General features: G+C 59.3%; 13 protein-coding genes. 1 reads left to right on the forward strand and 12 read right to left on the reverse strand.

Translation table 11 applies throughout. From position 1 onward, the window contains the following. Window positions 1-34: 34 nt before the first annotated feature. The 12 genes from NL64_RS12830 to NL64_RS12885 all read right to left on the reverse strand — a co-directional run bounded on the left by NL64_RS12830 (window position 35) and on the right by NL64_RS12885 (window position 12,553). Window positions 35-670 (reverse strand): class I SAM-dependent methyltransferase, encoded by a 636-nt coding sequence (locus NL64_RS12830; RefSeq protein ID WP_034148448.1) that lies wholly within the window; start codon window positions 668-670, stop codon window positions 35-37. A 219-nt stretch (window positions 671-889) separates the two neighbouring features. Next, window positions 890-1,534 carry a methionine ABC transporter permease gene (locus NL64_RS12835; RefSeq protein ID WP_034148449.1) on the reverse strand — a complete coding sequence of 215 codons (645 nt, stop codon included), beginning with the start codon at window positions 1,532-1,534 and terminating at the stop codon, window positions 890-892. After that, complete coding sequence (locus NL64_RS12840) at window positions 1,524-2,645, reverse strand: methionine ABC transporter ATP-binding protein (protein WP_034148450.1); 1,122 nt, start codon at window positions 2,643-2,645, stop codon at window positions 1,524-1,526. Before NL64_RS12840 ends, NL64_RS12835 begins: the two co-directional genes overlap by 11 nt. A 2-nt stretch (window positions 2,646-2,647) precedes the next feature. Continuing rightward, on the reverse strand, window positions 2,648-3,457 hold the full coding sequence (locus tag NL64_RS12845) for a MetQ/NlpA family ABC transporter substrate-binding protein (RefSeq protein ID WP_034148451.1): 810 nt from the start codon (window positions 3,455-3,457) through the stop codon (window positions 2,648-2,650). A 143-nt stretch (window positions 3,458-3,600) separates the two neighbouring features. Next, complete coding sequence (locus tag NL64_RS12850; RefSeq protein ID WP_034148452.1) at window positions 3,601-4,959, reverse strand: LLM class flavin-dependent oxidoreductase; 1,359 nt, start codon at window positions 4,957-4,959, stop codon at window positions 3,601-3,603. Next, window positions 4,959-6,152: an SfnB family sulfur acquisition oxidoreductase gene (locus NL64_RS12855; RefSeq protein WP_034148453.1), complete on the reverse strand. Its 1,194-nt coding sequence runs from the start codon at window positions 6,150-6,152 to the stop codon at window positions 4,959-4,961. Before NL64_RS12855 ends, NL64_RS12850 begins: the two co-directional genes overlap by 1 nt. Window positions 6,153-6,175: 23 nt before the next feature. Next, the gene (locus tag NL64_RS12860) at window positions 6,176-7,417 is read right to left on the reverse strand and encodes an SfnB family sulfur acquisition oxidoreductase (RefSeq protein ID WP_034148454.1); all 1,242 of its coding nucleotides are present in this window, start codon (window positions 7,415-7,417) and stop codon (window positions 6,176-6,178) included. 360 nt (window positions 7,418-7,777) lie between these two features. Further along, complete coding sequence (locus tag NL64_RS12865) at window positions 7,778-8,542, reverse strand: hypothetical protein (RefSeq protein WP_034148455.1); 765 nt, start codon at window positions 8,540-8,542, stop codon at window positions 7,778-7,780. A gap of 492 nt (window positions 8,543-9,034) precedes the next feature. Continuing rightward, entirely contained in the window at window positions 9,035-9,790 is a 756-nt protein-coding gene (tcyN, locus tag NL64_RS12870) for an L-cystine ABC transporter ATP-binding protein TcyN (RefSeq protein WP_034148456.1), read from the reverse strand. Between the two features lie 4 nt (window positions 9,791-9,794). Further along, a complete protein-coding gene (gene tcyL / locus NL64_RS12875) occupies window positions 9,795-10,460 on the reverse strand; it encodes a cystine ABC transporter permease (RefSeq protein WP_034148457.1) in 666 nt (221 codons plus the stop codon). Beyond that, the gene (gene tcyJ / locus NL64_RS12880) at window positions 10,460-11,254 is read right to left on the reverse strand and encodes a cystine ABC transporter substrate-binding protein (RefSeq protein ID WP_034148458.1); all 795 of its coding nucleotides are present in this window, start codon (window positions 11,252-11,254) and stop codon (window positions 10,460-10,462) included. Before tcyJ ends, tcyL begins: the two co-directional genes overlap by 1 nt. A gap of 285 nt (window positions 11,255-11,539) precedes the next feature. Then, window positions 11,540-12,553 carry a D-cysteine desulfhydrase gene (locus tag NL64_RS12885; RefSeq protein ID WP_034148459.1) on the reverse strand — a complete coding sequence of 338 codons (1,014 nt, stop codon included), beginning with the start codon at window positions 12,551-12,553 and terminating at the stop codon, window positions 11,540-11,542. Between the two features lie 190 nt (window positions 12,554-12,743). On the opposite strand from NL64_RS12885, the gene epsC reads away from it, so the two are divergent. After that, window positions 12,744-13,670 (forward strand): serine O-acetyltransferase EpsC, encoded by a 927-nt coding sequence (gene epsC, locus NL64_RS12890; protein WP_034148460.1) that lies wholly within the window; start codon window positions 12,744-12,746, stop codon window positions 13,668-13,670. The last annotated feature ends 127 nt before the right edge of the window (window positions 13,671-13,797 follow it).

A 13,797-nucleotide genomic window follows, 5' to 3' on the forward strand; every position in this document is an offset into this window, starting at 1 on the left:
GTAGGAGCTGCCGCAGGCTGCGATCTTTTGATCTTCAACCGATATCGGCGCGACGCCAGACACTCGCCAACCAAGGCTGCTGCTCCCGTGGCAGCCCCGCCGGCCGGTAGTAATGCTCCAGCTCCTCAAATCCCGCCTCGGTCAGCAACTGCTGCCACGCCTGAAGATCGTGATACGCCCCATAGCGCGGCCCGTTCCAGCCTTCCTGATTCTCGCCACGAGGATTGGAACTGAACAACGCACCGCCCGGTTTCAGCGCCTCGCGCAGCTCCTTCAACACCCGAGGCAATTCCTGGCGCGGGATGTGAAACAGCACCGCATTGGCGAAAATCCCGTCAAAGCGTTCGACCGGAAGATCGAGTTTCAAAAAGTCCTGCTGCCAGACCTCGCAACCGCTGTCCTCACGGGCCATCTGCGCAAACTTTTCCGAGCCGTCGAGGCCGACGGCCCTGTGGCCCATCCCGGTAAAAGTTTGCAGGTCACGCCCGGGACCGCAGCCAAAGTCGAGAATGTCGAACGGCGCCTCGCCCTGAATGTGTCGCAACAGCGCATCGATGTTCTGGCTGACATCGTGATCGCGCGTCCCTTCGCGAAAACCTTCTGCCACCGAGTTGTAATGGCCCAGGGTGGTGGAAGTGATTTGGTCGAGATCGGCGGGGGTTTGTTTCATGGTCGGCTGCGCAGGCAATTGGGATTTGCCGAATATACGCCATGAGAATTGTGGCAGTGCAATCTGTGGCGAGGGAGCTCGCTCCCGCTGGGCTGCGAAGCAGCCCCAAAACCATCAATGAGGTGTGTCAGAGAAATTTATGTGTCTGGTTTTGCGATTGCTGCGCAATCGAGCGGGAGCAAGCTCCCTCGCCACAAAGGCTCCTGACGCACCAAGGATCTAGCGCTTGTTCAATCCCCGAGCCAACCGATCCCCACCCAACTGAATCACCGCCACCAACGCCACCAGCAACACAATCACTGTCAGCATGATCTGGCTATCAAACCGCTGGTACCCATACCGATACGCAATGTCCCCCAGACCCCCGGCACCAATCGCCCCGGCCATCGCCGACGAGTTGATCATGGTGACCAAGGTGATGGTGAACCCACCGACAATCCCCGGCAGCGCTTCCGGCAACAGCACATGCCAAACGATATGCCCACGCCGGCAACCCATGGCTTGCGCCGCTTCGATAAGTCCGTGATCGACCTCGCGCAGACTGACTTCGGCAATGCGCGCAAAGAACGGCGTCGCCGCGATGGTCAATGGCACCACGGCGGCCCACACACCGTACGTGGTGCCGACAATCAACCGGGTGAAGGGAATCAACGCCACCATCAAAATCAGAAACGGAATCGAGCGGAACAGGTTCACGAACGCACCCAATACGCGGTTCAGCGCCGGCGCTTCATAGATGCCGCCCTTGGAGCTGGTGACCAGGATTACAGCCAACGGAATGCCCGCCAGCAGCGCGATCAGAGAAGACACACCAACCATCAAGAACGTATCGATGAAGCCTTGCAGCAAACGATCAAACCACATAACCCAGCACCTCCACTTGTTGCGCCCATTGCCCGGCGCGTTGACGCAACTCTTCGGCGCCAAGGGACGATCCCGTCACGGCCAGCAGCAGTTGCCCGAGGGCGTGGCCCTGAATCCGTTCGACGCCACCTTGCAGCAAGCGCACTCGGCCTCCGAGGGCGCTGAACAGGGCGGCGACGTCGGGTTCGTCGTGCGCTGTCCCGGTGAATTGCAGACGCAGCACGACGGCGTCATCCGGGGACTTGGGTTGAGCCTGCAAACGACTTTGCAGCTCTGACGGCAGCGCATGCTGCAACGGTGCGAGCAAGGTCTTGCTGACTTCATGCTGCGGGTTGCCAAAGACCTCCCACACTGGGCCTTGCTCGACGATTCGCCCATGTTCAAGGACAACGACGCGATCGCAGATTTCGCGGATCACCGCCATCTCGTGGGTGATCAAAATGATGGTCAGGCCCAGGCGTTGATTGATCTCGCGCAGCAGGCCGAGAATCGATTGCGTGGTTTCCGGATCCAGCGCCGAAGTGGCTTCGTCGCAAAGCAAAATCGCCGGGTCGTGGACCAGTGCGCGAGCGATGCCGACGCGCTGTTTCTGCCCGCCGGACAGTTGCGCCGGGTAAGCCTTGTGTTTGCCTTGCAGGCCGACCAGTTCCAGCAGTTCGCGGACTTTCTGCTCGCGCTTTTGCTTTGGGACACCGGCGACTTTCAGCGGCAATTCGACGTTTTGCCAAACCGTCTTGGCCGACATCAAATTGAAGTGCTGAAAGATCATGCCGATGCGCCGACGCAGCGCCACCAGGCGGTCTTCATCGAACTCGCCGATGTCGACCTGATCGATCAACACGCGCCCAGACGTCGGTTGTTCGAGACGGTTGATGGTGCGGATCAGCGACGACTTGCCCGCACCACTGCGGCCGATGATGCCGAACACTTCGCCACGCTGGATCGCCAGGTCGATGCCTTGCAGGGCGGCGACCGGACCTTGCTGGCCTTCGTAGGTTTTGCCCAGGCCGATGAAGCGCACGTGGGCACGATTGAGCTCTGGGTGCAGCTCGGTCTGTTCAGCATTCCTGTGCTCTGGAATGTCCAGTCGCCGTTGCGTGGCGGCCGTCATCCTCAGCTCTCCCAACCAGCTTGGTAGAGCTTGCCGTGGGCTTTATCCAGCGCGGCGCGAACGGCCGGCGAGTGTTGGTAGATGTCGACGAACTTGATCAGGCGCGGGTCGGTTTTGCTTTTCGGCTGGATCACGAACTGAATCACGTACTCCTTGTGATCAAGGCCGTCGAACAGCAGGGCAGAGCCGGCATCAAAGGTCTTCGCCAAGCGGATATAGGCCGGGTAGCCCTGGACCAGATCGGCATCGTCATAAGCGCGTACCAGTTGCACCGCTTCGACCTGCAGGATTTTGATTTTCTTCGGGTTGGCGATGATGTCTTCTTCGGTGGCTTTGTAGCCCACGCCCGGTTTGAGCGTGATCAGGCCAGCCTTGGCCAATAGCTGCAAACCACGACCGCTGTTGATCGGATCGTTGGCGATGGCGACGCTCGCGCCTTGCGGCAGTTCGTCGAAGCTTTTGTATTTCTTCGAGTAGAGGCCGACGTTGTTGATGATCCCCGGTGCGAAGGGCACCAGGTCAAACCCGGAGGCGTTCTTGGCGTTTTCCAGGAAGGGGATGTGCTGGAAGTAGTTCACGTCAATGTCGCCGGCGGCGAGGCTGACGTTGGGCGCGATCCAGTCGGTGAACTCGACGAGCTCGACTTTCAGGCCTTGTTTGCCGGCTTCTTCGACTGCCGCTTCCAGAGGAATGGCGAAGGCGGCGGTTGTGCCGATTTTCAGTGGCGCATCGGCGGCGAAAACCGCAGAGCTGAACAGGCCGAGGGCCAGGGCCAGTGCTTTGACTGGGTGAGAGAGGTAGTTCTTGGTCATGATGTTTATTCCAGTCAGTGCATAAATTTGGGGTGTTTGTTAGGGCCTCATCGCTGGCAAGCCAGCTCCCACAGTGATCTGGGGTGTTCACACAATTCGGGTGTTCACTCATTCCTGTGGGAGCTGGCTTGCCAGCGATGCTTTTAGCGGCGGTAAGCCGATCCGGTGTGTTGCTCAGGCAAATGCGCCTCACCGTGAAACAGCTTTTCCCGCAAGCTGCCATTGTCGTAAGCCGTCTTGTACGACCCGCGTCGCTGCAACTCCGGAATCACCAGTTCAATGAAATCCACATAGCTTTCCGGGGTGACGATCCGCGTCAGGTTGAAGCCATCCAGGCCTGTTTCGGCGATCCACGATTCCAGCTCGTCGGCCACTTGTTCAGGCGAGCCGACCACGGTGATGTAGCGCCCGCCAAGGGCGTGTTGCTCGAGCAATTTGCGCCGGGTCCAGTCGTTGTTTTGCAGGTTTTTGGTGGCCGACTGGATCGCGTTGCTCTTCACGTACTGGATCGGTTCGTCGATGGCGTACTCGGAAAAATCGATCCCGGTGGATGCCGAGAAATGCGCCACACCGGCTTCGGCGCTGGCGTAGCTCAGGTATTCGGCGTGCTTGGCCCAGGCGAGTTCTTCGGTCGCGCCAACAATCACGTTCAAGCCCATGAACACCTTGATGTCCTCGGGATTACGCCCGGCGTCGACGGCGCTGGCGCGGACCTTGTCCACTTGCACCTTGGTCGACGCTTTGGTCTGGCCGCTGATGAACACACACTCGGCGTGCCGACCGGCGAACAGCAAACCGCGATCCGAACTGCCGGCCTGGAACAGCACCGGCGTGCGCTGCGGCGAGGGTTCGCACAGGTGATAACCCTCGACTTGATAGAACTCGCCCTTGTGCTCGACCTTGTGCACTTTCTCAGGCTGCGCGTAGATCCGTTGTTGCGGATCGTTGAGCACCGCGCCGTTTTCCCAGCTACCTTCCCAGAGCTTGTAAAGCACCTCCAGGTACTCGTCGGCCTGGTCGTAACGGCGGTCGTGCTCGACCTGCTCGCTCAGGCCCATGGCCTTGGCGGCGCTGTCGAGGTAGCCGGTGACGATGTTCCAGCCGACCCGTCCGCGACTCAAATGATCCAGCGTCGACATGCGTCGGGCGAACAGGTACGGCGGTTCGTAGGTGAGGTTGGCGGTGAGGCCGAAACCGAGGTTTCTGGTGACGGCGGCCATGGCCGAGACCAGCAGCAGCGGGTCGTTGACCGGCAACTGGATCGACTCTTTCAGCGGCACGTCGACCGAGTTCTGGTAGACGTCGTAGACACCGACAATGTCGGCGATGAACAAGCCGTCGAACAGTCCGCGCTCCAGCAGTTGCGCCAGTTCGGTCCAGTACTCAAGGGTCTTGTACTGGGTCGAGGTGTCCCGTGGATGCGTCCACAGGCCATGGTTGATGTGCCCGATGCAGTTCATGTTGAACGCGTTAAGCAGGATCTTCTTTTTCGCGTCGGCCATCAGATGGTCCCCCGCAGTGGCGGGTTTTCATCGTTGAGGTAGTAGTTGCCGACCGCGTGGTACTTCCAGCGCACCGGGTCGTGCAGGGTATGCACCCGGGCGTTGCGCCAGTGGCGATCCAGACCGTGTTCGATCAGGGTAGCCTGGCTGCCGGCCAGTTCGAACAGCGTGGTGCCGGCGGCGAGGGATATTTCGGTGCTGATGGCACGTGCTTCGGCGACGGCAATCGACGCGGCGGCAACGGTCTCGGCGTTGGTATTGGCCTGGGCCTTGTCGAGGAATTCGCCGGCGCGTTCCAGCAGCGCCTCGGTAGCGTGCAAACGGATGCTCAAGTAGCCGAAACTCTTGATCGTCAGCGGGTCATCGGTGGCTTTTTCATGGGTGGCGTCGATCCACGGCCGGGTTTTGGTGCGCACGAAATGCAGTGCATCTTCATAGGCCGCGCGAGCGATGCCGGTGTCGATGGCGGCGTGGAGAATCTGCGCCAACGGACCGACCGGAGTCGGGCGCTCGAAAGCGCTCTGGAACGGGATCACATCCTCGGCTGCGACGTAGACATCTTCGAACACCACCGAACCGCTGCCGGTGGTGCGCTGGCCAAAGCCGCTCCAATCGTCGATGACGGTCAGGCCTTTGCTCTTGCGCGGGACGAACGCCAGTTGCTGCACGCCGTTTTCATCCACCACCGAGGTCGGGATGCGTTGTGCGTAAATCGCGCCGGTGGCGTAGAACTTGCGACCGTTGATGCGATAGCCGTCGCCATCGCGCGTCAGGCTTGTGACGCGGTCGTGGGCGGTTTTGGTGCCAAGTTCCGCCAACGCGTTACCGAAGCGCTGACCGGCCAGCACTTCGGCGTACAGACGTTTTTTCTGCTCTTCGCTGCCGTTTACCCGCAGTACTTCGAGGGCGTAGAAATGGTTCTGCGGGATTTGCCCAAGCGAGCCATCCGCTTGGGAAATCAGTGCGATGACCTTGGCCAGGGTGACGTTGGAAACGCCAGCGCCGCCGTATTCCTTTGGCACGCTGATGCCCCACAGGCCCGAGCGGGAAAACACTTCCAGCTCCGGGTGTGGCAAACGGCGTTCGCGGTCGCGCACGGCGCTGTCGCGTTTGAAATCTTCGGCCAGGTCGCTGGCGACGATCAGGGCTTGCTCATCGCTGGTGATGACCGCGACGTGTTGAGAAATTGTCATGTGTTTCTCCAGATGTCTGGTCGTCAGATCCAGGAATGGCGTGCCGGCAAAGTACCGTTCAAGCGGTAGGTACCGACCGCGTGATATTTCCAGCGCACCGGGTCGTGCAGGGTGTGCACGCGGGCGTTGCGCCAGTGGCGATCGAGGTTGAATTCGGCGAGGGTGGCGCGGCTGCCGGCCAGTTCGAACAGCTTTTCGCTGGCCAGCAGCGAGATTTCGGTGGTCAGCACTTTGGCTTCGGCCACGGCAATCGAAGCGCGGGCGGCGGACTCGGCGGTCAGCGGCGCGGCGTTGACCTGATCGAGCACCTGCCCGGCCTTGCGCAGCAGCGCTTCGGCGGCATGCAGTTCGATTTTCAGTTTGCCGATGTCAGCGATCACGTACAGGTCATCGCTGGCCCGTTCGACGTTGGCGTCGATCCACGGGCGAGCGCGGGTTTTCACGAAATCGATGGCGTCGTCGATGGCACCACGGGCGATGCCGGCATCGATGGCGGCTTGAATCAATTGCGAGACGGCGCCCTGAATGTTGGGCTTGTCGTTGATCTTCCAGTTATCCACCACCAGCTCGGCGTCGACCCGCACGTTGTTGAGTAAAATGGTGCCGCTGGCGGTGGTGCGCTGGCCGAAACCGGACCAGTCATCGACGATGCGCAAACCCGGCGTGCCGCGACGCACGAAAGCCAGCACTTGCTTGCCGTCGTCATTGAGCGCCTTGACCGCGACCCAGTGCGCGAACAGCGCGCCGGTGGAGTAAAACTTCTGCCCGTTGAGGACATAACCATCGCCATCGGCGGTGATCCGGGCCTTGAGCTCCAGGGTGTTTTTGCTGCCGCGCTCCGGCCCGGCATTACCGATGCGCCAGCCTTCCAGAACGCTTTTGAACAGTTGTTTTTTCTGCGCCTCGGTAGCGCTGCCGAGCACCAGGTTGAGGATGCCGAACTGGTTCTGCGGGATCTGCCCCAGCGCCGGGTCCGCCGCGGAAATGATCGCGAAAACCTCTGCCAGGGTGACGAACGAAACCTGCGGGCCACCGTACTCGCGCGGGATGGCAATGCTGCCCAGGCCGCTGCGGGTGAACTGTTCTATTTCTGACCACGGCAGCTTGCGCTGCTGGTCACGTTTGGCCGCTTGCAGGCGGGCGACTTGCGCCAGCTCATGGGCGGCTTTAATGGCTTGTGCGTCGTTGCGCAGCACTTGCGCGGGCAACAACAACGGGGCGACGTCCAAATCACTGTGGACGATTGCATCTGCCAGACTGGACATCAGCGCCACTCCTTGGCTGCACTCAATGCCCTGGCGATCTGCACTGGGGTGATTGTGTTCCGGACCATACCTACCTCACATCTCATGGAAGCACCGCGGTGTGCGGCGTACGAAAACAAGAAGGTCCGGTGGTCCGGTGCATATACCCTAAGCGTTTATAAATAAGTTATGAACTAACTTTTAGGAATATGAATAGAAGTGTGTCTTTATGAACTGTTCATGGGGCAACAGTTGTTTCTGGGGCAACAGTTCAGGGCAGCATTGTTGCAGCCGCAAAAAAGATCGCAGCCTTCGGCAGCGCCTACAGGGTTTCGGCGTACATCCTGCAGGAGCTGCCGAAGGCTGCGATCTTTTCAGGCATCAGCGGATTTTTTGTTCGGCTGCCTTGAGCGTTTTCTTCGGCGGCACCCTGAGATAGGGATTGGCACAACTAATCTTCAACGTTCGCGCCGGCGCCCAGCGCGAGTTGTTACCCACGCGGTCGAGGATGCAGTAAGTCACTTCCAGCCGCAGGTCTTCGCCGGCCTCGATGATGATCGCCGGCGGCACCCAAACCTGAATCGGCTGGCCTAAATCGCTGGCCTTTAGCCGGGGCAGATCCATCCGCACATCGCCCCAGCGCAAGGTGATTTCGTCATCGATGGCCATGTTCAGGTAAGGCTCGATGGTCAAGGGCACGCCGCGCTTGATCTGGTTCGGATTCACCCCCTGACGGCGAATCGTCTCCGGGATACTGACCGGTGCAAGGGACTGGTTTTCGTCGCCACACAGGGCTGACGGCTGGCCACCGGGGCAATCGAGCTTGATCTGTACGTGTCTGGCGTGGGATACCGACTGCCCCTGGCCAATCTGCATGACCCGGTAGTGAAGGCGCGAGGTGCCATTGGTAATGAAACTTTCGGGGACACGAAGCTGAACGGCTTGGCCAACATCCTTGGCTGTCAGCGCTCGGGAGGCGATGTAGCAGTTGTCCCAGAACAGCTCGATCAGGTCGCCTTCGTCCATCGCGGGGTAGGGCGGCACATCGATCAGCAGATGGGCCGCCGAGGTGATGTTGATGCCGGTTTTGTGGGATTGCGCCAGGGTCGGGGCCGCAAGTTCGGTTTTATTCGAGGTACTGGTCATGGTTTCTCTCCTTGAAGCCTTGCAGTGAAGTCCGTTTCTGAAAGTTCAAAAGGCGTGGTTGAAAAGTAACAAAGCGGAAAGTTATTCCGGCTCTTAGACAGTATTTAGCGTCTGTTGTGAGCTAGATAAGAGTGCGGTCGAATAAGTGTCAATGGAAATTATTAGTTGGACGTCAGTTATTGCGTTATTCAGAAAGTTCCTACGGACTTACGTTAATAAACTGTACTGGGCTGTCGAACTAGACTGCGGGGTATTGTGGTTTTTATGCCGAAACGCCCGCAGGCGCTGTAGCAGGCTTCTGTCGGGGATTCTTGGATTTTAGGCAGGATAAATCTGATGCGGGACGTACATATGTACCGCTAGTAATAGTAAAAATTCCTGTAGCCATGGTCAGAGTGATAGTAGTGAAAAGTTGTTTTTACCGGATTGGAGCGGCTGTGGTGTAACTTCCATCCATGGAAGTTAACAGTTGTTGCGAGGGGTCGAGGGGTGTTAGTTGTGCGCGTTATTCAGAAACTTGCTAAGAAACTGTTTCGTGCGTTCTTCTTTCGGGTTGGCAAACAGGGCCTTCGCTTCGCCTTGTTCGACGATAACGCCCTTGTCGAAAAACACCACCCGATTGGCCACGTCGCGGGCAAAGCCCATTTCGTGGGTGACGATGACCATGGTGCGATTCTCTTCGGCCAGGCTGCGAATCGTCGACAGCACTTCGCCCACCAACTCCGGGTCGAGCGCTGAAGTCGGTTCGTCGAACAGGATCACTTCCGGCTCCATCGCCAGCGCGCGGGCAATCGCCACACGTTGTTGCTGACCACCGGAGAGGCGGCGCGGGTAAGCGTCCTCCTTGCCTGCCAGGCCAACCCTGGCCAACAGCTTTTTACCCAGGGCAACGGCTTCGGCATGCGGGATCTTCTTCACGATGATCGGGCCTTCGATGACGTTTTCCAGGGCAGTGCGATGGGGGAACAGGTTGAAGTTCTGGAACACGAAACCCACGTGCTGGCGCAAACGCCGCACCAGGCTTTGCTGCTGGTTCAGCGGGCGGCTGGTATCGATTTCGATATCGCCGACCTTGATCCGGCCGCTGGTGGGTTCTTCGAGGAAGTTCAGACAGCGCAGGAAGGTGGTTTTACCCGAGCCGCTCGGCCCGATGATCGCCACAACCTCGCCTTCCTTCACTTGCAGATCGATGCCGTTGAGCACGACTTGACCCTTGAACTGCTTTGTCAGTTTTTCCACGACAATCATGGGGTCAGGACTCCTGGTCGTGCCGATTGACCCGCTCTTCCAACTTGTTCTGCAGGTGCGAAAGCACCGTGGCAAGAATCCAGTAGATCAGCGCGGCGGCAAGATACATGGTGAAAACTTCGAAGGTGCGGGCGGTAATCAGCTGTGCCTGACGGAACAGCTCCGGCACCTGGATGGTGGCCGCCAGCGCGGTGTCCTTGACCAGCGAAATGAAGCTGTTGCCCAGCGGTGGCAACGCGGTGCGCATCGCCTGCGGCAGGATGGCCCGGCGCAGAGTCTGCGCACGGGTCATGCCGATGCTGGCAGCCGCTTCCCATTGGCCGCGTTCGATCGAGCTGATCGCGGCACGCAGGATTTCACAGGCGTAAGCGGCCATGTTCAGCGAGAAACCAATCATGGCCGCCGGAATTGGATCGAGTTCCATGCCCAATTGCGGCAAGCCGTAATAGATCACGAACAGTTGCACCAGCAACGGCGTGCCGCGAAAGAACGACACGTAGATGCGGGCGATCCAGCTCACCAGCTTGAAGCGCGACAGGCGCATCAGTGCCAGGCCGAAGCCCAGGATGAGGCCGAAGAACATCCCGCCGAGGCTCAAGATGACCGTGTAGTACGCGCCCTTGAGCAGAAAGGGCGCGGAATCCAGTGCGAGTTGGAAAGCTTCTTCCATTATTGAGTGACGTCAGCGCTGAAGTATTTTTCCGAAAGCTTTTTCAGCGTACCGTCGGCACGCAGCTTGTCGATGGCCTTGTTCACCGCAGCCAGCAGTTCCGGCTCGCCTTTGCGCAGGGCAATACCGGCTTCCTGGCGGGAGAACGCTGCGCCGGCGGCAACAGTGTCGGTTGCCTTCTTGGCGTATTCCAGTGCGGCGAGGCGGTCGATCAGAATGGCGTCGATGCGGCCTACACGCAGATCCTGGAACTTGGTCGGATCATCGTCATAAGTCTTGATGATGGCTTTCGGCTGATTGTCCTTGAGCCATTGTTCGTAGTTGGTGCCCAGGCCCACACCGACTTTCTTGCCGGCCAGGTCATCGGCGGACTTGATGGAGCCTTCGTTCTTTTTCAGAACCAGCGCTTGAATCCCGGAAACGGTGTAAGGCTCGGAGAAGTCGTACTTCTTCTTGCGCTCTTCGGAGATGGTCACCTGGTTGATCACAGCGTCCAGACGCTTGGACTCCAGGGCGGCGAGGATGCCGTCCCATTTGGTCGGTTGCAGTTTGACCTTGACGCCCAGCTCTTTGGCCAGGGCTTCGGAGAACTCGACTTCGAAGCCGGCCAGTTTGCCGTCGGCATCGACGAAACTGAACGGAGGGTAAGTGCCTTCCAGGCCGACGTTGATCACGCCTTTGTCCTTGATTTGTTGCAGTTGCTCACCGGCCACTGCCTGGCCGATCAGGCCGGCGCTCAGTGCCAGGCCCAGCGAACCCACCAGCAGATTTCGACGTAGTGCGGAAAAATTCATGACAAGCCCCTGTGTTTTCTTATGGAAGACGCTTAAGGAAAGTTGGCAAATTCGGGATTTCAACGTCAGCGATATCCTGCCCTAAAGCAGCGTATGCGTCTCGCTGCAAATTCGCCTGCGGCGTGACTATAAGACGACGCTTTTAGATTAGAAAATAATAAATTCTATTTTTGTTATGCAATTAGTGAATATGTGTTGAGCCCTGAAAAGATTGCAGCCTTCGGCAGCTCCTACAGGGTCGGCGTACACCTGTAGGAGCTGTCGAAGGCTACGATCTTTTGATCCTCAGTCCTTCAAAAAGCTCGTATAGGCAAACAACGCCGGCGCCCCACCGGTGTGCAGGAAGATGATCGGGCCTTCATCGAAACGCTGACGCCCAATCCCGTCGAGCAACCCGGCCATCGCCTTGCCAGTGTAGACCGGGTCAAGCAACAGGCCTTCCTGCCCCGCCAGCAACTTGACCGCCGCCAGCGTCCCGGCATTCGGCTCGCCATAGCGCGGCGCGAAATACTCGTCCCACAGTTCGATCTTGAAACTCGCCGGCAACGTCACGCCCAACAATTCGGCCGTTCGCTCAGCCAGGCCCTGGACTTTCGGGCGCTGGTCCTCGTCACTGCGGGACACCGTGACGCCAATCACTGGCAAATCCGGCAGTGCTTCACTCAACGCCAACGACAGACCGCTATGGGTACCGGCGCTGCCGGAGGCCAGAACCACAGCGGCGAAATTCAGCCCGGTGTCCTTGATCTGTTCGGCCAGTTCCAAGCCTGCACGCACATAACCCAAAGCACCCAACGCGTTGGAACCCCCGATCGGCACGAGATACGGTTTCTTGCCATTGCTGCGCAGGCGTTGCGCCAAGGCATGCAGTTGATCGTCAGCGTTGTCGAGGTTTTCCACCAACTCGACTTTGGCATCAAACAAGTCGAGCAACAGTCGATTGCCGTTGCCAACATAGTTGGCGTCATCGGTGCCCAGGGGATTTTCCAGCAGGGCTACACAACCAAGGCCGAGCTTGGCGGCGATGGCGGCGGTCTGGCGCACGTGGTTGGACTGAATTGCGCCAGCAGTGATCAAGGTGTCGGCACCTTGCGCCAAGGCATCGGCGGCCAGGTATTCGAGTTTGCGCAGTTTGTTGCCGCCCATGGCCAGCGGTGTCAGGTCATCGCGTTTGACGTACACGTCACGGCCCAGCCAGGTCGACAGGCGTTCGAGTTTTTCCAGGGCGGTGGGCTGATTGAGCAGGTCGAGACGGTTGAAGCGGGCAAGCTGCTGTTTGATCGGCTCTTGATTGGACATAGTTCCGTACTGGCGGTGGAAGATGAAGGGACTATAGGCACGCAAAAAAGCCTGGGCAACCGCCAATCGCTTATAGCCAATGATACTTACCACAGCACAATTGGTTCTTAATTTGGCCCGCGGACCATGCCGTAAAGTATTCGCCGTTGACGCGGCCAGACTCTCGGGCCGCTCGTGAGGAGTTTTTACCGTGAGTGAGCGTTCCAGCCATTGGCAATTGCAGACCATCGTCAGCCAACTGCGCACGGCGCGTGACCAGTGGCGTGCGCAAAACGGCCGCGCCAGCACCGAACAGGGCGGTCGCGAGTTGCCTTCCCGAGCCGCCATGGCGGAGATTCTCGAAGCCCTCTGCGGTGCGCTTTTCCCGATGCGTCTGGGACCTGTGGACCTGCGTGAAGAGAGTGAAGACTTCTACGTCGGTCACACGCTCGACGTCGCGTTGAATGCGTTGCTGGCGCAGGCGCGACTCGAATTGCGCTACGCCGCTCGCCACAGCACCCAGGCCGACACTGAAGTTGAAGCCAAGACCATTCAGATCATCCAGGACTTCGCCCTCGCGTTGCCGGGGCTGCGCAGCCTGTTGGACACCGACGTTCTGGCGGCCTATCACGGCGATCCGGCAGCACGCAGCGTCGATGAAGTGCTGCTCTGCTATCCGGGCATTCTGGCGGTGATTCACCATCGCCTGGCTCACCATTTGTACCGCGCCGGGTTGCCGTTGCTGGCCCGAATCAGCGCGGAAATCGCCCACTCGGCCACCGGCATCGATATTCACCCGGGCGCGCAGATCGGCCGCAGTTTCTTCATCGACCACGGGACTGGCGTGGTGATCGGCGAGACGGCGATCATTGGCGAACGGGTGCGGATTTATCAGGCCGTAACCTTGGGCGCCAAGCGCTTCCCGGCAGACGAAGACGGCCAGTTGCAGAAGGGCCAGCCGCGGCATCCGATTGTCGAAGATGACGTGGTGATTTATGCCGGTGCGACGATTCTGGGGCGGATCACCATCGGCCAGGGCTCGACCATCGGCGGTAACGTCTGGCTGACCCGCAGCGTGCCGGCGGGCAGCAACCTGACCCAGGCTAATTTGCAGCATGATGATGGGACGCAGAAATAGGTCCGGCGATGCGCAGTGCTTTTGTGGCGAGGGAGCTTGCTCCCGCTCGGTTGCGCAGCAGCCGCATAAGCCGGTCACCTGGACTTATCTGAAAAAAACGGGGTGCATGTTTTAAGGCTGCTTTGCA

It is taken from the genome of Pseudomonas fluorescens (assembly GCF_000802965.1).
In the GTDB taxonomy this organism is placed as follows: Bacteria; Pseudomonadota; Gammaproteobacteria; order Pseudomonadales; family Pseudomonadaceae; genus Aquipseudomonas; species Aquipseudomonas fluorescens_A.

What these genes read in the sequence shown, in the direction of transcription:
- NL64_RS12830 (WP_034148448.1), bottom strand. Translation starts at nt 670, where the DNA reads ATGAAACAAACCCCCGCCGATCTCGACCAAATCACTTCCACCACCCTG.
- NL64_RS12835 (WP_034148449.1), bottom strand. Translation starts at nt 1,534, where the DNA reads ATGTGGTTTGATCGTTTGCTGCAAGGCTTCATCGATACGTTCTTGATG.
- NL64_RS12840 (WP_034148450.1), bottom strand. Translation starts at nt 2,645, where the DNA reads ATGACGGCCGCCACGCAACGGCGACTGGACATTCCAGAGCACAGGAAT.
- NL64_RS12845 (WP_034148451.1), bottom strand. Translation starts at nt 3,457, where the DNA reads ATGACCAAGAACTACCTCTCTCACCCAGTCAAAGCACTGGCCCTGGCC.
- NL64_RS12850 (WP_034148452.1), bottom strand. Translation starts at nt 4,959, where the DNA reads ATGGCCGACGCGAAAAAGAAGATCCTGCTTAACGCGTTCAACATGAAC.
- NL64_RS12855 (WP_034148453.1), bottom strand. Translation starts at nt 6,152, where the DNA reads ATGACAATTTCTCAACACGTCGCGGTCATCACCAGCGATGAGCAAGCC.
- NL64_RS12860 (WP_034148454.1), bottom strand. Translation starts at nt 7,417, where the DNA reads ATGTCCAGTCTGGCAGATGCAATCGTCCACAGTGATTTGGACGTCGCC.
- NL64_RS12865 (WP_034148455.1), bottom strand. Translation starts at nt 8,542, where the DNA reads ATGACCAGTACCTCGAATAAAACCGAACTTGCGGCCCCGACCCTGGCG.
- tcyN (WP_034148456.1), bottom strand. Translation starts at nt 9,790, where the DNA reads ATGATTGTCGTGGAAAAACTGACAAAGCAGTTCAAGGGTCAAGTCGTG.
- tcyL (WP_034148457.1), bottom strand. Translation starts at nt 10,460, where the DNA reads ATGGAAGAAGCTTTCCAACTCGCACTGGATTCCGCGCCCTTTCTGCTC.
- tcyJ (WP_034148458.1), bottom strand. Translation starts at nt 11,254, where the DNA reads ATGAATTTTTCCGCACTACGTCGAAATCTGCTGGTGGGTTCGCTGGGC.
- NL64_RS12885 (WP_034148459.1), bottom strand. Translation starts at nt 12,553, where the DNA reads ATGTCCAATCAAGAGCCGATCAAACAGCAGCTTGCCCGCTTCAACCGT.